Genomic DNA, 22,060 nt, shown 5'->3' on the forward strand with positions numbered 1-22,060 from the left:
TAATGCAGATCACAATTTTGTGAAGCATTTCCACGACCCTTTTATTATAATTTTGCCTTTGTCTTTTTCGTAATGATATAAATATATTCTTCTGGTGTAGGGCGTTTATTCCCAAAATACTTTTTGAAATTTGCCTGCACCTCTGGGTCGGTGCTATTCATAGCTTCATCAATCGTAGCTTCAATATCCGCCCGAACATCAGCCAATGATACACCGCCAGCTTTTGCACCAGCTTTCAATGCCTTTTTTATATCTCTTTTGTTCAGTCCTATCATATTCATACCTCAATTCTACTTTTTAAAGCTAATAAGTTTTCCATTGTATTTTACAATGATGAATATGATATAAAACACTCCTACAACAATCAAAATAAGACCTATGTAATAGCCTAATTCAGAATGAGAGATTAAATTGATAATCGGCATAACAAGAATACCAATACTAACCAGTAAAGTGCCTATTCCTATTTTTTTTGTAAACACCTTTTTATCTTTAGGGTCAAGTTGTGTATAATGATAACCATGTAATAAAGTAATATTCTCTTTTATACCTATTTGATAAGATGTAAAAAGTAAAAACAATCCTATAACTATTTCAACAATCAATTCCTCTAATTCCATAATCGTTCTCTCCTTTAATCAAAATAAAATAATTCTTCAAATTTTTTATCTAAAGCTATACAAAGCACTAATGCCAATTTTGCTGTTGGATTAAATTGTCCAGTTTCAATAGAACTAACTGTATTCCGAGAAACCCCGACTAGTTCAGCTAATTCTGTTTGTGATAATTTTTTTTCTTTTCGTACAGTTTTTAATCTGTTTCGCAAAATTAAATGTTCGTCCATTCTATAAACCTACCATTAAAAATTTATAAAAGTAATACCCCATAAATAGAAAAAAGAATAAAGCAATAACAAATTTGGATTTATTTTTTGAAATATGTGCTTCATAACCCATAGAGCCAAATGCCACAGACCCAATAATTGTCATTATGTCATAGTAAGGTTCTTTACAAACTGCTTTAATGAAAAGAATTAAAATGCAGATAAATAAAACAAACATTAAGCCAAAAGATTTCCCTTGAAGTTTAATATGTTTTTCGTATTCATCAAGATATAGATTCTCTTTTTTGTTTTGTGATAGTATTTTTTCTTTATCCATTATATAACGCTCCCTTCAAATAATACCAAGTACACTTGTCATTTATATTATAGCATTCGGTCATTACAAGTCAATATTTTTGCACAGTTTTCTTGTCGTTTTGTAAAAGCGTGCAAATCTGATAGGAAATGCACGCTATATCATTTATCCTACAATCTTCCAGTTACTATCCTTATGTAGCACAAGCTCATACTGCGATACCTGCGTCGCTTTTGTCTGATTATCAATGAATTTTACCGCAACCTTGACTTTCACATTGTCGCCGTCCTTTATAAAGATAGGGTTTACCAGTTCAGAATAAAGGTAGTCCCTGCCGATAGGTTCAATCACATTTCCCAATACATAGTAAGCAAGCTCTTTTTCCGTCGCTGTTGGGTACAGCTTAAAGAATGTTTCCAGAAAAGCGGTAGCGTCATTTACCGTATCAGCGTCCACGCTTGCGTCTGCTTCTGGTGTCTTAGGCTCATAGTCTGATTTTTCAACTGCTGGTGCAAGGGTAGGGTTTTGAACGATTACCATATCCCCGTCTGCGTCCACATAGACTTTTACAGTATAGGTTGCTTTCACATTGCTTGTCTGTTCTCCCTCTTTTATCTGCTGATCTACTTCGTAGGTAGCAGAAAAAGTGTCCGCTCCCGATTGCTCGATATGCCATACAATCACATCTGTAACCGTGGAGCTGGTCGGTATATCGGTTCTAATGGTGTCTACATTTAAGTCCTGCAATTCCTTTGTCAGATAACCGCTGATTGCCTGCGTCCTTGCTTCGATAGCTTCTTTGCTGTTATCCCATGTGTAATAGGACTTCGCAAAGTTTTTCACGAAATTTTCTATCCCGTTGGTGTCCTGCAAGCAAAGTTCAATGATTTCTTTTTCATGGGTGGTGTGCTGGTCGATAGCCGTAAAATTCTTATACACCCCAAAGCTCACGCTTGCGACAAGCACCACCCACAACGCAATCACGGTTTTCTTATGTGTGCCTACCTTGACAGTACGCACCTTTTTTTCTTTTGGTTCTTTGATAGTTTCTGTCTGTTTCTTATTCTTCTTAAACATATTTTTCAAGTCCTTTCTATTGTTTTACTCGTCCTGCACCGATTAAGTGCTGTTGCCAGTAACTACTACTTAGGTCTGCATATCCTATCGGGTCGCCTGCGTGGTACATCTGTGTCGGCGAAACAAGAATACCGACGTGTGTTACATACGAACCAGCGTTATAGGTGGAATGGAAAAACACCAAATCGCCTGCTTTTGCCTGCGAGAGTGGCAGATGTTGGGTTGCGTCATACTGTGCTTGTGCTGTTCTCGGTAAGGAGATACCAGCTTTTCCATAGCACCATTGCGTCAATCCCGAACAATCAAAGGAAGTATTCGGGTTACTGCCACCATACACATACTTCCAGCCTTGATATTTCAACGCTTCATTCATTACCTTTTGTGCCAGTTCTCCCGATACCTGCGGAACTGCTAAATACTGATTGACTACTTCCACATAGAACATATTTCCATAGCCATACCGCCAGCCCCCATTCTTAGCAACGGCTATCGGGTTGGTGTAGGTTACTTTCTTTCCACCCGATTTCTCACGGGCGAAGCTCTCTGCAAGATTAAAAGTGTGTTTTTTTCCTTTTCCTGCCACATATCCCACATAGCCACCGCCATAGTTATAAGACTGTATCGCTACATTCAAGTCGTCGATACCTTGATTTTTGCAGGAAGAAAGCAGGGACGCAAAATACTTACACCCCTGCTTGATTGAGCTTTCCGTATCTAAGGAATTAGGCGGTAAACCAAGACTTTCCGAACTCTGCATAACATCTTCTGCCGTACCGCCACTTTCTACTTGAATGATAGCAAGTAACACATTGACATACTCGGAGATACCGTTTTCTCTGGCGTATTTTTCTACCATAGGCTGATGTTTCAAGACTTCTGCGGATAGGTTCATACCCGTAATGCCAGAAGAAAAATTGCTGTTCTCGTCGTCGCTGTCCGCACTAATGAGGACGCCAAAGAAAAGCACCAGAGAAAAGAGGATAGGAAACAGACTGCCAATGATAGCGATATGTTTCAGTTTCATTTTTTCTTCTGTCCTTTCTTCGTTACAAGGTTACGGGTTTTCTCTATGGTCTGCTGGTTCTTCTGGACGCTCTGGGTCTGCTGAACCTTTATCCTGCGGTCTTTGGTGTCATTCTGGCGTGTTTCCTGCGATACCACTTTTTCTACATTCTGCCTATGTACTGTCTGTGTAGGCTGGGGTGCTTTCTTATCAGAAGCACCAGAAGATAACGGACGCTCTTTGATAACATTTGTCTTGACTGGCTCACTTGCTTTCGGAGTTGGAGCTGTGGCTGGGCGTTTGACTTCCTGCATTTTTTCAACACTCGGCTTTGGAATGGTTGAAGCTGTGACTGGTCGCTCATGGGGACGGGTAGCTCCCGTTGTCGCTGATCCGTCAGCCTTTCGCTGTACCTGCCTTGCTTCTTGTGCCTTTTGAAGCTCCATACGTTTGTCAGCGATATTTTTCTTACGCTGTTCCTGCTTTTCCAAGCGTCCCGTCTGTCTGGACTGCTGTTCCTGCACCATGCCACGCTTGAAGTCGGACACGCTGGACTTTGCCTTTTCCTTTGCGGAATACACCGCATAAGCGGTCTGTGTCGGCATATCCTTGATATTCTCTTTGACAGCGTTTGCCTTGTCTTTCACTTTATTTTTCGTATCTAAAACAGCACCGACTTTTGAACCTGCACGCTGTCCCATGCTGGAAGTGGTATTGCCCCGATTTTCTTTAGAAGCCGTATTTTTTCTTTCGGCTCTCTTGCCAGCAACGGCACTTCCAGCCACCGCACCAGCTACACCGCCCGAAATACCGCCAGCACTTACCGCCCTTGCAATACGGTGTTCCATACGCCTAGCCCGATGTCGCATAAACAGATACGGTCTGCGGAATATGCGTCGTCCCATGCTTTGACTGTCGCCAGCATTAAGTGAGAACATACTCATTAAGTCGCCCAGCTTCATGTAGATACCAGCGAAACATACTATCTGCAAGAACGCCACCATAAAGAATGGGTAGTCTGTGGAAATGTTGTAAAACATACTGGAAATACTAAATGCCACCGTTACAATGAGCGTTATTCCTGCCCGTGTCATTATGGTATTAAATACTCTCACGATTGCCTGCTTTGCCATGCTTTCATAGCTCGGTATCATGGAAAGTAAAAAACTGATAGGTAAAAACATTGCAAAGATAATAAAAAGTATCTGGCTGAACAACATCATGCCCGTAAGCAAGAATACAAATATCGTGATACCCAAGTTAAAGAACAAGAGGAAGAACACCATACCCAAACGGTTCACGACCTGCGGTATTGTCAGATTGTTATTGTCGTTGTCCTCGATTTCTGTTTTCACGACTTCCTCTCTGGTTTTCCCGTCCTCGTCCTCTGGACTTGCCGATACGAGAGCTTCTACACGGTCTGTCCCGATTTCTTCTGCGTTGCTGTTCCCGAATTGAAGCAAGAGCCACGGCTGTTCCACTTGAATAGAAAATAGGCTGTCCCGTATCAAGTCCACGCTGTCCTTACCCTCGCTGTCGGAGTTAGGGAGCATGATTTTTGTTCCCAAATCCAAAGAAGCGGTACTGATGTCTGATGAAAATTCATTTATCTTCTTGATATAGTCGGGAGCATAAGCAATAAATGAAGCGGACAGCACGAACACCACCACAAAGTTGATAACAGCGTGAAGTGCTTTGCTGGTTTCCCGTTTTATCAGTCCCGTATAAGCAACGTACATTCCCACCACTAAGATAATGAGAAGCAGGAAACCAACATAGAAGCCCGTAGAAGAAAAGCCGTTCTCGGTAACGCCTGCAAGGGTCTGTATGCTCTTTCCGATACTGTCTGCCATATCATTGATGAAGTCCAGCTTATAGGCTTCCTGCACCACATAGCCCGTTGCATTACTCAAATACAAACTGATAGTCCAGACAAAGTTGGTAATGCAGTACAGCCCGTATTGTACCGATTTTCCGATACCGTCGAGCCAGTTCCACGGAAGCCACGACCAGCTATTATCGACGAAAAAATCAAGCTGGTAGTTGGAAAGGGGATATTTTGAATAAAGATTTTCTGCGTTTATGGTATCGTCTACAAGCCCCGTCGCATGAGCCACCGTCCCCAAAAGTGAAAGCAGGATAAGGGAGAGTGCCACCACGAACAGAGCCATTTTGAGAAAGTGGAAAATCTTCTTTTTTGTGAACACACCTTTTATCCTTTCTTTCATCACTCCACCTCATTTCTCTGTACGGGCGGTCTGGTATCAAAGGCGTGTAGCAGTTCTTCAAAGACTGGGTGTATCTGCACCACACCGACACGCCCGTATAAGTCCTGCAATAAGCATTGTCCGTTCTCCAAATCACGCAAGCGTTTCTGGTTGTTCTCATCGTCCTTGTCGATACCGAAAAACTCTAAGGTCTGCTTTATCTCGTTTATATCCGTGCTTCTAAATGCAAACTTTAAGCCGATATTGTTTTTCAGACTTTCCTTTGACACGTCATAGGCAGACTGGGTAACGAAATAAACGCCTGCCTGCATAGCTCGCCCAGCACGAACCAGCTTATTTGATAAGGTTTCTCCTTGTGCCACATTTAAGAACGCCCACGCTTCGTCTAAATCGACAATCTTAAAAATGCTTCTGTCCGAATGGATAAAATCAAGGGCAAAGGTACTAATCACAATCAGCATAGACACAGACAACAATTCAATGGTCGTGTATTCTTCAAAAGTGGTATCTTTATCTGGCAGTACAAGGTCGGCTACTTGAATGATATTGAGCTGATTATCCAGACTGATAGCATTTTCTACCGTACCGTCTGAAAACAGCAGGTGTGCAAAGTCGTAGTCCGTGAAGCTGTCGATATGGTCTGCGATATTTCTTGATATGGGCGTATCTTCACGGCGTAGCTCGTCTATCACATGGAGCAAGCCCCGACTGTCGCTCTGGGTAACGGAGCGTACTGCCTTACGAAGTACGGGGAATTTTTCGCCGTCCCTTGAAGAAATACCCGTAAGGAATGTTAAGATGTCGATTGCCAGACTTTCAGCGTCTTTTACATTCTTCATAATCACAAACGGGTCAAGAAGCCCTGCATTGTCCTTATCGCTGGTAAGATTTACGATATTGATTTCATGTGCAATCTCTGGGAGCGTTTCTTTCCAGTTACCACGCTCACTTTTAGGGTCTAACAGAAGTGCTTGACCGCCAAACAGCACCGCATAATATACCAGAAGATTGTTACAGAACGATTTCCCACCGCCAAGCGAACCGACAAAAGCAGACGCTAAAGCGTTGGTAACTGTACCTTTTACACCTTGACTGGCAAGGGACGGTTGCAGGTACACATTTCTTCCCGTATCAACAGAATAGCCCATATAGATACCCGTAGTTTCTCCTAACTGCTGTGTCGCACCAAAGCCAAGCCCAGCTAAAAAATCTGATTTTACATACTGCACATAGTCATTGATATATCGCTTGCTGGCTGGTAAAAATTCAGAATGAAGCCCCAGCATATCCCCAGCAGGACGCACCAGCTTTACATTGAGGTCGTCGTAAAAGTCCTTGACTTCATCACAACGGCGTTTCAGCTCGTCAAGATCGGGTGCAGACACCCGTATGACGTAGCTTAACTTATACATACTTTCTTTTGTCTGGTCTAAATCAGTTTCCAGCTCGTCCACGCTGTCTAAAGCGTCCACCACATTTGAGCTGGTTTCACTTCCTGCTTGATAGGCGTGATTATCAAGGTCTTTCAGTTCCTTTTTCTTGTTGCGGACGGTCGTTAATGCTTTCCGATTTTCCACGATTTCTACATTCATGCTCGTATCAACGGGGAATGTGAATTGCTGTTGCTGGAAATAGAAGATTTCAGACGACGGAAAATCAAGCTCTCCTACAATCGCATTGACGGTAAAATAGGACACATAGCTTTCCTTGTCCTCATGTTCCAATCGTAAATACCGCTGGCTTTCCTCAATCACACACCTTGTCGGACGGATAAGGTCGTAGTATTTTATCAGCGTCTCTTTGTTCAATTTTTTCTTTGGTAGCTGGTACTCATAATCTTCATAAGCGATACCGTCCCTGCCGTAAAGATGTTCCATGAGATACCCAAAATCATGGATTTCCAAGCGACGCACCTTAAAGCGACGGGAGATTTTATTTTCCAGTAACTTTTCCATTTTTATGTAACGGTTGATTTCATCATTCGGCATGGAAACAAAATCATTCATCAGCGTGTGGTTCACTTCATGGAGAAATTCTGTGAACGTCAGCCACACCGATTTTTTGATGTTCTTCAGATTGAGCTGTTCTTCCGTAACCATGAGCTTAAAGCCAAGAAAAAAGCGGTAGTCCACTTGATTGTCCCCAATCATAGATACTAACGCTTCGGTCTGTTCGTCTATCTTCTGGCAGGCAACTTCCTTTAATTTTCCAGTTACCAGCTTCTTTGACTGTTCCTGCATACTGCGGATTGAGCTTTCTGTGGCAATCTGCAACGCATGAATTTTACCCTCACGGGACTGTGCGATAAGCTGTCGGAAACTGTCATGCACGATAAATTTCTGCTCTGCGGATAGAAAAGAATAGTTGTATGGTATCAGCTCATAGTAGGCGAACACCTCATTGTCCTTGTTCCAGACAAGGTTATTGTCAATATATTTTATCGGGAACATAGTTCACACTCCTTACTGCCGTGATTGTTTCATTCAATATCTGCTTATGCAGTTTTACGGCTTTTCCTGCATAAGTGATTTTTGGTCGCAGGGCATAGGTTATCTGTGATTTCAAAAAGCTGTACGGCTTCTTTCCGTCAAAGGTTTTCTGCGACATGAACCAAGTGAGAGCAACGGGAATACCAAAGTATTTGAGAAATGCTCCCTCAATCATGGAAAGTGGGGGAATATCCCCAAACAGAATGATGATAAATTCCGTAATCACAAACCATGTAATCTGTGTAAAAGTAACGGGAAAGGGTAAGTTAAAGTCATTGATTGCATACAAGACTTTTTCCACGTTCCAGATACCCGTGTAGCTTTTAATCTTTTTCAAGTTCTTTCAGCTCCTTTCAAAATAGAAAAGGACAGCCATTTTCAGACTGTCCCTTAAAGAGAAATACGCTGTCAGTAGCAACAATGCTTGTCGCTGATCTTCCAGCGTTAATATGGTATCTCGCACATACCTCGGCTTGTTTCAATAAAGCAACCGCCCATATCCAAATCTCGCCCGTAGGCTTCATAGTCAATGTAATTCTGTAAGCTGGGTGGAATGTCCCCAAGTGCCTGCAATTCGTCTATGTAGTAGTAGGCAACATCTGTCATGGTTTCACAGTCGGGATAATAGTAAATATCGTCCTTATGTTCCACGACTTCTTCCAGCGTCCCATAGTGGCTGATAAATTCGTCCAGACACTCTACAATATAGTCGGGAAGTTCCTCTATCATTTCATACATCTCATTGAGTTCTTCAATGGAAACATACTCGCCAATCGCAATGGGAAAGTTGTCGGTATCATGGATAGCGTATTCCTCATACTGTTCATTCAAGCCGATTTTTTCTTTCACATCTTCCTCGTCAATGGGGAACGTGAACCAAGCACCGACTAAATAGCCCTCATTGTATTTGCCAAGATTAGCAATATAAACCGCCATATCATCAATCATAAGCACCACCTCATTTCCTACTCTGGCAGTTCAAAGATACCGTGTTCTGTTACTAAAAATTTCCCGTGTTCCTGCAAGTGAGAAGCGTAGGCTTCAAAGTCAAAGTAGTATTCTTGACAGTCCTCGGATAAATGCTTGAACATCGGGTCGTTCATCAGCTTTTGCCTTGCAACATCTATCATGCTTTTACAGTCGGGATAAACAATAATCACGTTCCTGCAAATATAAAGTGCTTCTAAATTTTCAAACACCGTAAGTAGTGATACATATTCTTCCTGCATATCACTTGAAAGCTGGCGGTACATAAAATCTAATTCGTTGAGCTGGTACACGCTGGTGTGTTCGTGGACTTCATCAGCATAAGGCAACACCTTTTCGATAATACGATAATCCCCACTTTCTGCACCGATACCTAACTTTTCTTCAAACTCGGCAACATCTATCGGCAGGTCGAACCAGTATGATATTGTTTCTTCGCCAGTTGTTCCTCTCGTTTCCACCAGCACCCTTGTTTCCTGCATTGTTCCTCACGTCCTTTCTGTTGCTTCATCACATCTTTTAAGCTCTGGTACGACATACCAAACACATACTTTGAAAAATCTTCTAACTGTTTTATATCATAATTCGTAAGCGGTAATCGCTTCATTTCATGCCACACTTTACGCTTGTAAGAGGGCAGGTTAGAAATATAATCACAGCCGACGTTTGCCTGCATATCCTTAAAAATATCGCTCATTTCATCACTCCAATCTGATTTTAGGTAAGAAAAAAGCAGTCAATCCTAAGACTAACTGCTTTATGTATATGGATATAATTTGATTAAGTTTTAAAACCAGTTTGTTTTTTCATCTCTAAATTGAGGGTTATCGCTGTGTTGATATGGATTATAGTTATTCAGATTGCAACCATATTCTTTTAATGATTTGATTTTGTTATCTTCTGTCCATTCAATTAAGGAAATACCGTCAAATTCTTCAACGCTTCCCGTATTCATTTCATTTTTAAAATACCATTCTACGACAGTTTGATTTTCTTTATGAAAGAACTGTTTAATATCCCAAATAATGACTTTACCACGAGTATTCCATTCATTAAACCAATGTTTTACTGTTTTAAGATTTTCATATTTAGGACACCAGCTTTCCGTATAAACAACATCTTCTGTAAAAATTTTATCTATTCCTAAGTCTTGCTGTTTCAACCACATATCAAACCATAAACGAATAATTTTTTCTCTCTCATTCAAAATAGAACACCTCGATTACTTCTTTTTTCACATTATAGCACCCATACATCAGCCCCACAATAAAATTTTATGCACCGATAATCTTATTGAACAGCTCTAACAGTACATCTTTCACACCGCCAGCATTGAATACCAAGCCGACAGCAATCAAGGCAACTACCAAGAAACCGATAAGTTTTGAAAACTCACGCTTGAACCCTAAGTAGATACCGATAACCACAATCGACATAAGCACTAAGCTCTGTGCGTTGCTTAAAAACCATTGATACAAATTTTGCCCGAAATTCATGTTATTTGTCCTCGCTTTCTTTTAATTTCTTCATTTCATAGTCAGCTCCTTTGCCAACACTTAAAATACACATCAAGGCTACGCCGATACCCGTTCCAACAGATACCAGCAGGAAGTCTTTCAATAATTCCCACATTTTTTCATCACTCCTAACTTTCTACTAAATCTTTTGCAGGGGTCGTCTGCTGTTTGATTATCATTTCATGCTTTTCTGTGAGCTTTGCCTGCTGTTCGATAGTTTTCATGTAGTCTGTTCCGTTTCCCTTATCAATCCTTTTCAGCATTTTCAAGGTCGGTGCTACCTGCCGTTGTACCCACCGCAATGTACGGTCTAAGGTGTAAGGCTCTGGCTTTGTCGTCAGCTTCAAGCTCTGTCTGTTATCGCCGATAAACCACGCCCAGCGGTCATTGAGTTTCCAGTCATTTTTTCGCTTGTCTGCTTCTTCATCAACAAACCGCACATACTGGTTGATGATAGAAAAGGCAGTCTGCTCTGCGTCATAATAGGTCAGCAAATCTCGTACTGCATAATAGGCACGTTCATTTCTAAGCCGTATCTCAAAACGGTTGATAATGTCGGCTTCTTCCAGCGGTGTCCCTAACTTGACGTACTGCTCATAGTCCTTTTCATAGATACAGAAATACACATCTGATTTTAGCGAACCAAGATAAAGGGTGCGTCCCATATATTCTCTGTCGTCCTCTCTATGCTTGATAAGCTCGCCCGACTGATAAAACTTATAACTTCTGGACTTTCCGATATATTCCCGTTTCCTGCATTTTTCCGCAAGCTCTGGAATATCCAAAATACCCGTATGGTCGTTGATAGCAAGGTCGATACGCTTCATCACGCCACCGTCTATGAGTGCGTCCATGAGAAAGTCATACCAACTTCTTTGTTGTGCCAGCAGGTAACTTTCAAACTGTCGGCAACCACGCCCCTTTAACTCTAAAAGGACACCTTTTTCTTCGTCAGCCGACGTATAGATAAAGATGTCCCCTAAAGAATAATGCTCCGTATAACTGTAATGTCCGTAATCTTCATGGAGCATATAATTGATATTCAGTTTTAATATATCTTTGATGATGTGCTGTATATCCAGCGTGGGAAAACGAATTTTCACATAATCAAACAGCATGGTAAGCGGTACTTCTGGATTGAACCTTGCCAGTTCCTTATGCAGAGTTTCCAGAAGTTCCTTTGACGGCTTCATTTTTCCACTTTCTATCTTGTTGAAATATTCCCTTGTGATACCAGAAGCCACCGCCAGCCTGCCTTGTGAGATACCGTAAGCAATCCGTTTCTCCCGTAATTCTTTTATCCGTTGTTCTTCATTCAGAACCATACCCCCAATCTGTAAAGTGTGAAGTTTTTTAAGGCGACTTCACAGCCGATTTTTGCTAGAAAACCATGCCAGAAGCCTTATGTTTCCTATGTTTTTTGTCTATTGTCTATTTGCAAACGTACCCCTCTGTTAGATACCGAGGGGTTTTACCTGCTGGCGTGGCTGACGCCACACCAGCAACGGCTAGTCCGTGCCGTCGCCTTTCGCTTCGCACGTCGCCGTCCCGTCCTGCCTTGCTTGTGCAAGAGAGCTGATAGTCTGTAAAAAATCATGTCCTTTTGGGACTAAAGGCGTGTAAAACTCACTTATGACGCTTGTTCCCACATCACAATAGCCACGCCCCTTGATACGCTTCTGGAAAAACTGCTTTTTCACATCTGAACCAAACAGCATACCGTAACCTAATTCGCTGATACGCCCAAGTCCCACACGGAAATTGAAGTTATCTCTGATACCATCTGAAAAATACTTTGCGTCTGGACGCTGGCAGGCAACAATAAGGAAATAACCTGCTTGTCGCCCTAACATAACGATTTTCTTTAACTGGCTAAGTAAGCTCACGCTTTCTTTTGTCCCCAACATTTCAAAAAACGCTACATATTCATCAAAGATAAGAAAGCAGGGTGGAAGTCCCAGATAGGCGTAGTTTTCGCCCGTCTTATAGTTCGGGTGTTGCTTCATTTCCTCACTTCGCCGTACCATGCCCTCATAAAAGGCATTGACGCAATCAATCATTTCTTCTTTGGTGTGATAGACATTAGGCATGACTGTTCCCAAGTCTGCAAGGTCGCTGTTCTTTGGGTCTAAGATATAAAGGACAGCGTTGGTATGCAGTAAGGCTTCAATGAGCGTCAGCAGAAAATAAGTTTTACCGCCACCAGTCCCACCAGCAATCAAAGCGTGAGGGAGTGCGTCATATTCCCACACAAGATTTTTCATCAGCCTAAGACAGCCGTTTTCTGCCCATACTTCATCAATGGTAATGCGGTTTGCTATCATGTCATAAAGCAGGGTGTATTCAATATAGCCGTCATGTAAGGTCTTGTCGGTCAGCTCGCAATACAAGCCACTTTCCAATTTATCCTCTAACCGTAAAAGCTGGTCTTGATATTTTCCTAACGTGATTTCACAGCGGATATGGAGCAATCCCTTTTCCATTTGATAATAAATCTTTGGAAACCAGACGATTTTTTCCCTTGATCTGCTTTGCAGGTCAGTAAAAAAACCGCTGTCTTGTACGGTATCGGCTTCATACCACTTATTTTCCAGTATCATTCGTGCCAGCTTTTGACGGTGCAATAGCTTCTTGAAACTGTCGTAACAGAAGCGGTAATACAGAAAAGCGACCAATGCACAAACACCAGTCGCTATCAGCACAGTTATGAAGTTGTAAGGGGAAAGCGTCAAGCCGTTTTCTAACAAGCTGAAATGTTCCCAGTCGGTACGCATGAGCTGTTTGATGTTCAGTAGCAGAAGAACCGCCATGAATACAAACAGAAGCGTCCCTATGGAAAAGTGGTAGACAAGGTGCTTGTCGCTGGCTCTGATACGGTGTCCTTTGTTCCAAATCATACGCATAAATCAATCCTTTCTAGGTATGAAAAAAGCAGTCAATCCTAAGACTAACTGCTTAATCAACAATAAAGTGTAAATTTTATTGTTTCTTTTCTTCTTTTTTATCTTTTTTATTTTTTCTATCCCACCAAGTACCTGCTAATGAACAACTTCCGCCCATAACTATAAAGCCAATCATAATAAGCCAAAATTCCATGATTTCTCCTCCCTTTTAATTTGTTAAATGCTGGCAAATAAAAATTACAACAAAACATATAATAAGTGCGATTACACCTGCAATGAATGCAAATATGATTTTTTGATAATTTCTTTTTCCTATTTCTTGTTGTGTTTCATCATGCGTTAATTGCTTTCCGTCAATAAATGCCAAAATTTCTTTATAGGTTTGAATGTCATGGCTCTTTTTGAATTTTTCAATCTTACTTGCCGTATAGAGCGTTATTGCAAACAAGCATAACCAAATAATAATTCCTATATTTCCCTTAATACTAAATAAAGGATAGGCACTTATGGCTACGACTATCAATTCAATTAGGAAAACTACACTTATCACATTAAACTTTTTAATAGTTGCTTTTTCTACAATCTCCCTCATCTCCTTTATATCTTCTTTTATAAAATTATCTAAAGACACATTGAAGATATTAGATAAAGTAATTAAACTTTTAACATCTGGACAACTTTTATTTGTTTCCCAGTTAGAAATTGTTTGTCTTGAAACAAATATTTTAAGAGCCAGTTCTTCTTGAGAAATTTTTTGTTGTTCCCTAAATTTTTTAATTTGTAATCCAATATCCATCTTGAATCTTCTCCTTTATTGTATATGAATATAGCTATTTTGTCTGTCAAAAGCCTTTGACATTGCCATTTTCCCTTGTCAAAATAGTTTTACATGGCTTAAAACAGAACTTTTCAACTAATTATATCGGTTCTATATATAAGTTACAAGAAAAATATGGGCTCACATTTATTTTTTCATCTGTCCTTGCGGTACATGGTTCTGTGGATTGCCTGCGTTCTGATTGCCTTTATTCTTCAACACAATATCCTCTGCCTTTACATACCAGTCCACATCTGCACCCGTATAGGTTTTTCGTGATACCGTATCGGCTACTGGATTGACAAGCTCCACAACTGCATTGTACGGAAATTCCCTTACTGGTACTTCTGGCGGTACAGACACGGGGATAATTCCACCATGCAGACTGCACTTCAAATCATAGATACGCTTTTTAAGCTGGGTACTCGGTGTCCCGTCCTCATTCTGCAAGAATACATCACGCACTGCTGTAAATTTTAATTCTCCAAATGTTTTCTCTTTGTCAATAACAAAACCGTTTGATAATCTCATAATATTTTCACTCCTTTACTTTTCTTCAACTGCTACAATATCATCAGCAAGTAACACATAATCGGTATGTCCCATATCCCCAATTGCGTAACCTCTGCCGTATAATTTCGGATTGACAAGTTTTACTTTCTGTTCATACTTGAAATGCTTTTCGCCAGCCTGCACGGGAATTTCCACGACAACATTTTCGCCTTTCTGCACATCAGAATAAAGGTTGTAGCTTCGTCTGGCTAAGACCCTGCGGTTATTTTTATCTCTTTCAAAGATAGGCTCGCTTTCGCCTGCAAATTCAAGTGTTCCAAAAGACTGTGCCATATCTGGCACGACATATTTCATTTCCATATTGTTTTACCTCGTTTCTTTCTATATTTGATAAGTTTTTGATAGTGATTTCTTATTCTGGCGGTTAGGGAAGTACCAGCAAGTCCCCAGATAGTAAAGGGTAAAATAAATGCTTACGCACCCTTGACTATCCGTGTTCTTGCAGGTAAGTAGCAGACAAGCCAGAATAAGCGGAAGTCTGCCGACACGGTATCGGCGGAGAACGTGATTTTTCTTTTCTCATATCGTTACCGCCTTATGATTTCTTCATTTTACGGCGTTTGCAGAAGAAGATACCTGCCAGTCCAGCACCAGAAGTTAGTAATAATGCAAGCAGTCCGTAAAGGTTCGTGTTATCGCCCGTTTTTGGACTGTCTGTTTTATGCGGTGTATCTGGTGTCTGTGGTGTTTTGGGTTTCTCTGGTTCTTCTGGGACTTCGGGTTTTTCCTTAAAGGTAATCGTCTGTCCCTCGTTGTCAATGTCTTTATGCTCGGTAACTTTCTTCGGCTCGTCTGGATTGCTTAAATCGTACAATTCTTCAAAAGTTACAAGCTGTTTGCCGTCAAGAGAAGTAGCGTCAAAGGTAAAGGCAACTTCCGCTTTCATAGTTTCGCTGTCTGCGGTAAAGGTGTAATCACTTTCCACACGTTTTCCATTGATAAGAAGCTCTGCATTTTCTTCTTTCAACATCTGCCAGCCTACAAGTTTGTACTGTGTGCCGACTTCTAAGCCCTCTAAGGTTATGGTATCAATGATTGTTACCTCTTTTCCAGCTTCAAGCTCTTTGTTGCCGTCCTTATCGGTAGCAGTCGTATGAATTTTGATGATACGCTCTGTGATAAGTACCGTCTGTCCGTCGTCCTCAATGTCTTTATGTTCCGCAACTTTTACGGGTTCTTCTGGATTGCTCAAATCGTATAATTCCTCGAATGTTACCAGATTTTTACCGCCAAGCTCGGACGCATTGAATGTATAAGTAATTTCCACTTTCATAGCTTCATCATCAGCGATAAAGGTATAGTCATTTTCTACACGCTTTCCATTGATAAGAAGCTCGGTGTTTTCTTCCTTTAACATCTGCCAGCCTTTGAGCTGATATTTTGTGCCTTTTGTAAGTCCGTCTAATTTGACGGTATCAACGATTGTTACCTCTTTTCCTGCAAGGATTGTCTTTTCGCCGTCCTTACTGGTCGCTGTGGTATGGATAGAGATTTCTTTTTCGTATTCATCAGTCAAAGTACCTAAATCAATCACAAGGTTATTTCTTGATACCACGATTTCAAAAGGTGGGATAAGCTCAAAGCCTTTGTTACTATCGCAACGCATTTCTTCAATGATGTAGGTATCATAAGGCAACGCCCCTTTGCTGTCGTCTGGTTTAGAAGTTCCAAACCATACACCGTCCTCGCTGGTCTTTCCTGCGTTGGTATTATGCTTATGAGAAGCCCAGTCAGAAGAAGTGGAGAATTGCCCGTTATCATCAGTTACCACAACATGACTTTCGCCCGTTGTCTTGCTTGTGATCCTAAAGGGAACATCAGCAAGACGCTTGTGTGTGCCTGCTCCGATTTTTACGCCCTCAATATCTCCACGCTTAATCTGATTGTAGATAGAATGGGCTTCGTCGGTTAAATCAACGATTTTTCCATTCTCTGTGATTGCAAAATCAATCGGTTTTGCACCGTCTGTCAAATATCCGTTTGGAGCTTCACTCTCAACGATACGGAATTTTCCATAAGGTAAAAGGTCAGCAGACGTAGAAGCGACACCCTCAATGTCTGTATGGATTGTCTTTACCACTTCATTTTTCTTGTATAGCTTGCCCTCAACCAGTACCGCATTATCATTTAAGGAAATGATGTCAAAGGCAGTATCTTTCAAAGTGGCACTTCCTTGTGGTTTTGTATCGCCCGTTTCTAAATCTCGTTTCTGAATTTTCACACCGCCACGGATAACCTTGTCTGATACAGAAAACTGGTTACTTCCAGTCAATACGGCAAGGTCGCCGTCCTCGGTAATCTGTGTTACATATAAGCCCTTAATCTGTTCGGACTTATCGCCAGCCTGCATATATGCACCGTCCAGCAAGTAACCGTTTGGAGCTTTTGTTTCTTCTACGGTTAGTGTTCCAAGTGGAAGAACGGCTTTGCCGTCCTGCATATAGAAACTGTCGCCAGATACCTTGTATGCGTCCGCTAATTTTGTAACATAGTGGATTGTACCGTCGCTGTCTGTTTCGGCGATTGTCTTTGTAACCCATGTTCTTGTAGCTTCGGCAGGGAGATTGTCTTTATTGTAGAAGCCAGTATAATACTTCCATGTAAATTCCGCACCTGCTAAAGAAGCGTTCCCCTGCGGATTGTCTTTCTGTGTTTCCATATCAATCTTGAAGAGTTCAATCAAAGTGTCTGTTACCTTTGGTGTATCTGATACGTTCAAGGTCGCTGTCTTTCCAGCTTCAACCTTTAAGGAATATATATTTGTATCAACCTTATATCCTGCTGGTGCGGATAATTCCTTGATATAGACTGTGTCAGCCGTTACCTCTACGACATCTGTATTTCCGTTTTCATCAGTCGTAAGGGTGGCAAGCTGTTTCGTGCAGTCCTTATCAGCAAAGACACCGTATGTCGCACCAGCGATAGAGTAATTCCCGTTACCGTCTGTAATGCTGGTATTACTGGAAGTCTTTTGAAGTTTCGCATTTCCAACATTGAGTTTCGCCCAGAATTGTCCCAATTCCTGCCCCTCGCCAGAGTAGATATAACCGCCACATTCATAGCGTCCTTTATTCTCTTTGACAAAGGCTTTTGCACCAGCGAAAACTTCGTCCTGCGTTGCCTTTGGAATTTCATCATAAGAAGCTCGCACGTTATCGCATTGCCAGCCAAGATGTACGCTTAATCTCTGCCAGACAACAAGCTGTCTTAAAAGGTAGGCGTGGTTTTTGCTTATTCCGTTGTGGCTGTCTGTGTACTGTTTTACATATTCGATAGATAAGGCAACGTCGCTTATCTGGTCGGCACTCATACGGGTGCTTGCGTCAGCTCTGGTCTTGTAGCCATTCTTAAAGTCTGTGTTAATGTCGATACAGTAAGCGTCCTCGCCCTCAACGGTCAAATGTCCCTCATTAAAGGTAGAACCAATCGAACCGTCATTCATTACTTTTTCAACGATACCGACACGCTCTTTTGACTCCGTCCAGTATTGCTTACTTTCTGCATGAACGGGTGTAGTCGGCAAAGCAGTAACGACAGTTGCAAGAGCTAAGAAGCCCGTACACAATCGTTTTAACATCTTTTTCATAAATCTAATGCTCCTTTCATTTTTGGTAATAAAATAACCGTCCATAATGAACGGCTGAAAATAGAAAAGGAACGTCATTTTAGGCGTTCCATAGTCTATGAGTTATTCAATTTTTCTTGTTTCAATACTGATGTGCTGTACCATATCTTTGCATATCTAGGAAAACTTGCGTATCAAGGCTCATTCAATGGTAGTAAATAAGTAGTAAATTGATGTGTTTGTTTCCTTGAAAATGCTGATAGATACTGTGTTTTAGCGGATAATCAGATTTTTATTGTGTTTTTGATATAAAAAAATGTATTATGTTGCAATTAATTAAATATTATAAAAATGGAGGTAAAATGTTATGGCAAGACCGGTTACGTTGATGACGGCGCAGTGGGCGGATATCCCTTTTGAAGAGATGTGTGTGTTAGCAAAGAAGATGGGATATGACGGATTGGAGATTGCATGTTGGGGAAGTCATATTGACATTAACCGTGCAGTGGAAGACCCGGACTATGTGGAATGGATTTTAAACACATTGAAGGAAAACGGACTTATCTGCAAGGCAGTCGCTGTTCATACAATAGGACAGTGCGTCGGAGATTATGATGATCCGAGACTTGATAATTTTGCACCGGCCGAGCTGGCCGGAAAACCGGATGAGATTCGTGCATGGGCAGTTAAGACGATGCTTAATGCACCGAAAGTAGCTAAGATGATGGGCGTTCATATTATCACGGGATTTGTGGGATCACCAATCTGGAAATATCTTTACTCTTTCCCACAGACAAGTGAAAAGATGATCGAGGACGGATATCAGGAAATCTACGATTTATGGAAACCTATCATGGATGAGTGTAAGAAGTATGATGTGAAGTTTGCGCTCGAGGTACATCCGGGAGAAATTGCATTTGATTATTATTCAACAAAGAGATTACTGGAGAAATTCGCTGACTGTCCGGAATTCGGAATCAATTTCGACCCGAGCCACTTGATCTGGCAGGGTGTTACACCACATGTATTCTTAAATGATTTTATTGACCGTGTATATCATGTACATATGAAGGATGCAGCCGTTACATTAGACGGAAAGAGCGGACTGCTTGGTTCCCACATCGACTTCGGCGATCTGCGCAGAGGATGGAATTTCCGTTCTTTAGGTCATGGAGATGTAAACTTCGAAGATATTATACGTGTGCTTAACGCATATAACTATCAGGGGCCGCTTTCTGTAGAGTGGGAAGACTCAGGTATGGAAAGAGTTTATGGTGCTACAGAAGCAGCGGAGTTTGTCCGGAAAGTAGATTTTGCACCTTCAGATGTTGCTTTCGATGCAGCGATTGCTAATAAATAGCGGTGAAGGAGGTTAAGAATGAAGAAAACATTAAGTTATGGAATGGTAGGAGGCAGCCTTACAGCTTTTATAGGGGGCGTGCACAGAGTCGGTGTTGATTTTGACGGGAGAGCCTTTTTAAAGGCCGGATGCTTCAGCCAGAATGAGGCTAAGAATAAAGAATGTGCAGAGTTTTATCAGGTAGATGATGAACGTACTTATAAGAATTTTCATGAGATGGCTGAAAAAGAAGGCTCGCGGGAAGACGGAATCGACTTCGTGACGATAACGGCTCCGAATGATGTTCATTATGAAGCAGCAAAAGCATTCCTTGAGAATGGAATCCACGTACTCTGCGAAAAACCTCTTTGTTTTGAGATCGGACAGGCAGAAGAACTGAAAAAAATTGCGGAAGAGAAAAACCTTCTGTTCTGTGTGAACTATTCTTACTCAGGCAATGCAATGGTGAAGGAAGCGAGAGAATTGATTACAAGCGGATACATCGGTGACGTGATCAATGTAAACGCAGAATACCTTCAGGAATATCTGGTTGATGATATCGGTGCCGGAGACCAGGTGATGGTAAAGCTTTCTTCATGGAGAAAAGATCCTGCCGTGGCAGGTATTTCAAACTGTGTGGGTGATATTGGAACACATATCGAAAATACAGTAAGCTATATGACCGGATTAAAGTTAAAGAGAGTTGCGGCAAAACTGGATTACTGGGGACAGCCGCTGGACCTGAATGCAAACATTCTTGTTGAGTTTGAAAATGGTGCACATGGTGTATTCTGTTCATCACAGGTATGCGTAGGCCATATGAACGGCCTTGTAGTGAGAATTTTCGGGACAAAGGGTGCAATCGAATGGATTCAGGAAAATCCGAATATTCTTTATGTGACCCTGAAAGGACAGCCGACACAGATTTACAACCGTGGTATGGGATATGTCACAGAGCGCACAGCCGAAGTCAGCAGAATTCCGTCCGGCCATCCGGAAGGATTGTACGTGGCATTTGCTAATATTTACAGAGTCTGGATTTCCAGTATCCTGAAGTTGAAAAACGGTGAGGAACTGAGCGGTTATGACTATGATTTCCCGTCTATAGATGATGGAATTGAAGGCGTTAAGTTTATTCAGGCTTGTGTGAAAAGCAGTAAAAATGACGCCGTATGGACAGAAGTATAATGTAACAGTAACAACAGTACAGGAAGGTCTGCGTATTTACTGCGCAGACCTTACAAATTTCTGAAAACAAAAAGGAGCAGCCATGAGTAAAACGATGTATCAAATTTTGATTGTTACAGGAATTGTAACCTCGGAGCATGACCCTAAAACCAACAGAATGCTGAAAAGGACTTTGGAGTCAACAGGCAGATTCCAGGTAAAGATTACAGAAGAATTCAGAGGCGCGACAGCAGAAACATTAAAAGGCTATGACGCTGTTCTGTTCAATTATGATGGGAAAGCTGACGTAAAGGCTCCGTATATCCCGTTGGGAGATACCGCAGTAGAAACTCTATGTAAGTTTGTAGCAGACGGAGGCGGAATCATTATCTATCATTCATCCGCGATAGCACAGGAAGAGGAATTCCCTGATGAATTTGTGAAGATGATAGGCGGCGCTTTTAAGTTTACCAATGGAGGACGTAAAAACCCTAAGCTGTCATTTAGAGTAGACACCGTAAAGGGCGATCCCATTTGTGAGGATGTACCCGATTACTGGTATACTGCACAGGATGACTTATTTGTAAATATCAAATGGCTTGAGGGGAATCAGGTGGATGTCCTTGCTACTGTTTATGACGGTGAGGAGGATTACGACCTGAACCGGATGCAGAAACATCTGGCGAAAGACTATCAGAATATCGATTTTTCAAAACTGGAGAATCTGAACAAGGATCATCCGGTGATCTGGAAAAATACATACGGAAAGGGACGCGTTTTCGTCCCGTTTATCGGCCACGGAATAGATACCATACGCAGACCGGAATTCGTCTCCATATTTGCACGAGGATGCGAGTGGGCGTGCTGCGGGGAGGTTACCATTCCATATCCAGATATACAGGAAGAAAAAAGATTTGCCGTGTGGCCGTACTATGATAATATTTCACTGGCAAAAATGGCAGAACTGACAGAAGGAATTTAGTGGAGGAGGGCGCCTGCCGGGGAAGGGGACGGAGGATGACGGGAGTATCTGACCTGTTTGAATGACTGCCCGCTATGCTAAACAGCAATAAGAGAGAATACGCAAAATCAGCCGGAACCGTACGCATTCACCGCCTAATCTGATGATTAGACGGTTCAGGCGTACTGAAAAGTTAATTTGGAATTAACTTTTCTCCGGCTGGTTTTGCGTATTTTCACTAACTGCTGCTAAGCCTGCTCTATGCATTTCAAACAGGTTAGATACTCCCGCTGCC

Annotated in this window: 24 protein-coding genes; 3 read left to right on the forward strand and 21 right to left on the reverse strand. The window is 41.7% G+C overall.

Translation table 11 applies throughout. From position 1 onward, the window contains the following. Positions 1-44: 44 nt before the first annotated feature. From DWX43_RS01385 to DWX43_RS01495, 21 genes are all read right to left on the reverse strand, one after another. Positions 45-275: a hypothetical protein gene (locus DWX43_RS01385; RefSeq protein ID WP_003060191.1), complete on the reverse strand. Its 231-nt coding sequence runs from the start codon at positions 273-275 to the stop codon at positions 45-47. A 15-nt stretch (positions 276-290) separates the two neighbouring features. Next, positions 291-620 carry a DUF3784 domain-containing protein gene (locus DWX43_RS01390; RefSeq protein ID WP_003061243.1) on the reverse strand — a complete coding sequence of 110 codons (330 nt, stop codon included), beginning with the start codon at positions 618-620 and terminating at the stop codon, positions 291-293. Positions 621-634: 14 nt separating this feature from the next. Beyond that, positions 635-844 carry a helix-turn-helix transcriptional regulator gene (locus tag DWX43_RS01395; protein WP_007286202.1) on the reverse strand — a complete coding sequence of 70 codons (210 nt, stop codon included), beginning with the start codon at positions 842-844 and terminating at the stop codon, positions 635-637. Between the two features lies 1 nt (position 845). Continuing rightward, positions 846-1,160, reverse strand: a complete 315-nt coding sequence (locus DWX43_RS01400) for a DUF6442 family protein (RefSeq protein WP_003061887.1) — start codon at positions 1,158-1,160, stop codon at positions 846-848. A 144-nt stretch (positions 1,161-1,304) separates the two neighbouring features. After that, positions 1,305-2,216, reverse strand: coding sequence for a conjugal transfer protein (locus tag DWX43_RS01405; protein WP_003062215.1), 912 nt, complete (start codon positions 2,214-2,216; stop codon positions 1,305-1,307). A 16-nt stretch (positions 2,217-2,232) separates the two neighbouring features. Next, positions 2,233-3,240: a bifunctional lysozyme/C40 family peptidase gene (locus DWX43_RS01410; RefSeq protein ID WP_003059774.1), complete on the reverse strand. Its 1,008-nt coding sequence runs from the start codon at positions 3,238-3,240 to the stop codon at positions 2,233-2,235. Then, on the reverse strand, positions 3,237-5,447 hold the full coding sequence (locus DWX43_RS01415) for an MFS transporter (RefSeq protein ID WP_003060083.1): 2,211 nt from the start codon (positions 5,445-5,447) through the stop codon (positions 3,237-3,239). The genes DWX43_RS01410 and DWX43_RS01415 overlap by 4 nt, the downstream gene beginning before the upstream one ends. Further along, complete coding sequence (locus DWX43_RS01420) at positions 5,447-7,897, reverse strand: ATP-binding protein (RefSeq protein ID WP_003060327.1); 2,451 nt, start codon at positions 7,895-7,897, stop codon at positions 5,447-5,449. The genes DWX43_RS01415 and DWX43_RS01420 overlap by 1 nt, the downstream gene beginning before the upstream one ends. Then, a complete protein-coding gene (locus DWX43_RS01425; protein WP_003061368.1) occupies positions 7,875-8,273 on the reverse strand; it encodes a conjugal transfer protein in 399 nt (132 codons plus the stop codon). The genes DWX43_RS01420 and DWX43_RS01425 overlap by 23 nt, the downstream gene beginning before the upstream one ends. Positions 8,274-8,380: 107 nt before the next feature. Further along, complete coding sequence (locus DWX43_RS01430; protein ID WP_002323345.1) at positions 8,381-8,884, reverse strand: antirestriction protein ArdA; 504 nt, start codon at positions 8,882-8,884, stop codon at positions 8,381-8,383. A gap of 17 nt (positions 8,885-8,901) precedes the next feature. Continuing rightward, the gene (locus DWX43_RS01435; protein ID WP_003062492.1) at positions 8,902-9,405 is read right to left on the reverse strand and encodes an antirestriction protein ArdA; all 504 of its coding nucleotides are present in this window, start codon (positions 9,403-9,405) and stop codon (positions 8,902-8,904) included. After that, the gene (locus DWX43_RS01440; protein WP_008687105.1) at positions 9,324-9,620 is read right to left on the reverse strand and encodes a hypothetical protein; all 297 of its coding nucleotides are present in this window, start codon (positions 9,618-9,620) and stop codon (positions 9,324-9,326) included. The genes DWX43_RS01435 and DWX43_RS01440 overlap by 82 nt, the downstream gene beginning before the upstream one ends. Before the next feature lie 90 nt (positions 9,621-9,710). Continuing rightward, positions 9,711-10,130, reverse strand: a complete 420-nt coding sequence (locus DWX43_RS01445; protein ID WP_003060053.1) for a nuclear transport factor 2 family protein — start codon at positions 10,128-10,130, stop codon at positions 9,711-9,713. A gap of 67 nt (positions 10,131-10,197) precedes the next feature. Beyond that, a complete protein-coding gene (locus DWX43_RS01450) occupies positions 10,198-10,419 on the reverse strand; it encodes a hypothetical protein (RefSeq protein WP_003060793.1) in 222 nt (73 codons plus the stop codon). 1 nt (position 10,420) lies between these two features. After that, on the reverse strand, positions 10,421-10,555 hold the full coding sequence (locus DWX43_RS01455) for a DUF3789 domain-containing protein (protein ID WP_003061156.1): 135 nt from the start codon (positions 10,553-10,555) through the stop codon (positions 10,421-10,423). Positions 10,556-10,568: 13 nt separating this feature from the next. Beyond that, entirely contained in the window at positions 10,569-11,765 is a 1,197-nt protein-coding gene (gene mobT, locus DWX43_RS01460) for a MobT family relaxase (RefSeq protein WP_003062030.1), read from the reverse strand. Between the two features lie 183 nt (positions 11,766-11,948). Further along, entirely contained in the window at positions 11,949-13,343 is a 1,395-nt protein-coding gene (locus DWX43_RS01470) for an FtsK/SpoIIIE domain-containing protein (RefSeq protein ID WP_003062524.1), read from the reverse strand. Positions 13,344-13,551: 208 nt separating this feature from the next. Continuing rightward, the gene (locus tag DWX43_RS01475) at positions 13,552-14,139 is read right to left on the reverse strand and encodes a helix-turn-helix transcriptional regulator (RefSeq protein WP_003061262.1); all 588 of its coding nucleotides are present in this window, start codon (positions 14,137-14,139) and stop codon (positions 13,552-13,554) included. Between the two features lie 168 nt (positions 14,140-14,307). Beyond that, complete coding sequence (locus DWX43_RS01480) at positions 14,308-14,691, reverse strand: YdcP family protein (protein WP_003062614.1); 384 nt, start codon at positions 14,689-14,691, stop codon at positions 14,308-14,310. A 15-nt stretch (positions 14,692-14,706) separates the two neighbouring features. Beyond that, complete coding sequence (locus DWX43_RS01485) at positions 14,707-15,033, reverse strand: YdcP family protein (protein ID WP_003059926.1); 327 nt, start codon at positions 15,031-15,033, stop codon at positions 14,707-14,709. A gap of 235 nt (positions 15,034-15,268) precedes the next feature. Further along, positions 15,269-18,319 (reverse strand): SrtB-anchored collagen-binding adhesin, encoded by a 3,051-nt coding sequence (locus tag DWX43_RS01495; RefSeq protein WP_003060618.1) that lies wholly within the window; start codon positions 18,317-18,319, stop codon positions 15,269-15,271. Positions 18,320-18,665: 346 nt separating this feature from the next. Here DWX43_RS01495 and DWX43_RS01500 point away from each other — a divergent pair, with 346 nt between their 5' ends. From DWX43_RS01500 to DWX43_RS01510, 3 genes are all read left to right on the forward strand, one after another. Beyond that, complete coding sequence (locus tag DWX43_RS01500) at positions 18,666-19,658, forward strand: sugar phosphate isomerase/epimerase (RefSeq protein WP_118618353.1); 993 nt, start codon at positions 18,666-18,668, stop codon at positions 19,656-19,658. An 18-nt stretch (positions 19,659-19,676) separates the two neighbouring features. After that, on the forward strand, positions 19,677-20,825 hold the full coding sequence (locus DWX43_RS01505) for a Gfo/Idh/MocA family oxidoreductase (protein WP_118618355.1): 1,149 nt from the start codon (positions 19,677-19,679) through the stop codon (positions 20,823-20,825). Positions 20,826-20,907: 82 nt separating this feature from the next. Beyond that, positions 20,908-21,786 (forward strand): ThuA domain-containing protein, encoded by an 879-nt coding sequence (locus DWX43_RS01510; RefSeq protein ID WP_118618357.1) that lies wholly within the window; start codon positions 20,908-20,910, stop codon positions 21,784-21,786. Positions 21,787-22,060 lie beyond the last annotated feature (274 nt).

It is taken from the genome of Clostridium sp. AF19-22AC, from assembly GCF_003479085.1.
Classification (GTDB): Bacteria; Bacillota; Clostridia; order Lachnospirales; family Lachnospiraceae; genus Faecalicatena_A; species Faecalicatena_A orotica.

Bases quoted from the DNA above. Each gene is read 5' to 3' on its own strand.
- DWX43_RS01455 (WP_003061156.1), bottom strand. From the start codon at position 10,555: ATGTGGGAATTATTGAAAGACTTCCTGCTGGTATCTGTTGGAACGGGT.
- DWX43_RS01385 (WP_003060191.1), bottom strand. From the start codon at position 275: ATGATAGGACTGAACAAAAGAGATATAAAAAAGGCATTGAAAGCTGGT.
- DWX43_RS01510 (WP_118618357.1), top strand. From the start codon at position 20,908: ATGAGTAAAACGATGTATCAAATTTTGATTGTTACAGGAATTGTAACC.
- DWX43_RS01415 (WP_003060083.1), bottom strand. From the start codon at position 5,447: ATGAAAGAAAGGATAAAAGGTGTGTTCACAAAAAAGAAGATTTTCCAC.
- DWX43_RS01500 (WP_118618353.1), top strand. From the start codon at position 18,666: ATGGCAAGACCGGTTACGTTGATGACGGCGCAGTGGGCGGATATCCCT.
- mobT (WP_003062030.1), bottom strand. From the start codon at position 11,765: ATGGTTCTGAATGAAGAACAACGGATAAAAGAATTACGGGAGAAACGG.
- DWX43_RS01410 (WP_003059774.1), bottom strand. From the start codon at position 3,240: ATGAAACTGAAACATATCGCTATCATTGGCAGTCTGTTTCCTATCCTC.
- DWX43_RS01430 (WP_002323345.1), bottom strand. From the start codon at position 8,884: ATGATTGATGATATGGCGGTTTATATTGCTAATCTTGGCAAATACAAT.
- DWX43_RS01450 (WP_003060793.1), bottom strand. From the start codon at position 10,419: ATGAATTTCGGGCAAAATTTGTATCAATGGTTTTTAAGCAACGCACAG.
- DWX43_RS01485 (WP_003059926.1), bottom strand. From the start codon at position 15,033: ATGGAAATGAAATATGTCGTGCCAGATATGGCACAGTCTTTTGGAACA.
- DWX43_RS01435 (WP_003062492.1), bottom strand. From the start codon at position 9,405: ATGCAGGAAACAAGGGTGCTGGTGGAAACGAGAGGAACAACTGGCGAA.
- DWX43_RS01420 (WP_003060327.1), bottom strand. From the start codon at position 7,897: ATGTTCCCGATAAAATATATTGACAATAACCTTGTCTGGAACAAGGAC.
- DWX43_RS01395 (WP_007286202.1), bottom strand. From the start codon at position 844: ATGGACGAACATTTAATTTTGCGAAACAGATTAAAAACTGTACGAAAA.
- DWX43_RS01475 (WP_003061262.1), bottom strand. From the start codon at position 14,139: ATGGATATTGGATTACAAATTAAAAAATTTAGGGAACAACAAAAAATT.
- DWX43_RS01400 (WP_003061887.1), bottom strand. From the start codon at position 1,160: ATGGATAAAGAAAAAATACTATCACAAAACAAAAAAGAGAATCTATAT.
- DWX43_RS01470 (WP_003062524.1), bottom strand. From the start codon at position 13,343: ATGCGTATGATTTGGAACAAAGGACACCGTATCAGAGCCAGCGACAAG.
- DWX43_RS01405 (WP_003062215.1), bottom strand. From the start codon at position 2,216: ATGTTTAAGAAGAATAAGAAACAGACAGAAACTATCAAAGAACCAAAA.
- DWX43_RS01495 (WP_003060618.1), bottom strand. From the start codon at position 18,319: ATGAAAAAGATGTTAAAACGATTGTGTACGGGCTTCTTAGCTCTTGCA.
- DWX43_RS01505 (WP_118618355.1), top strand. From the start codon at position 19,677: ATGAAGAAAACATTAAGTTATGGAATGGTAGGAGGCAGCCTTACAGCT.
- DWX43_RS01480 (WP_003062614.1), bottom strand. From the start codon at position 14,691: ATGAGATTATCAAACGGTTTTGTTATTGACAAAGAGAAAACATTTGGA.
- DWX43_RS01440 (WP_008687105.1), bottom strand. From the start codon at position 9,620: ATGAGCGATATTTTTAAGGATATGCAGGCAAACGTCGGCTGTGATTAT.
- DWX43_RS01390 (WP_003061243.1), bottom strand. From the start codon at position 620: ATGGAATTAGAGGAATTGATTGTTGAAATAGTTATAGGATTGTTTTTA.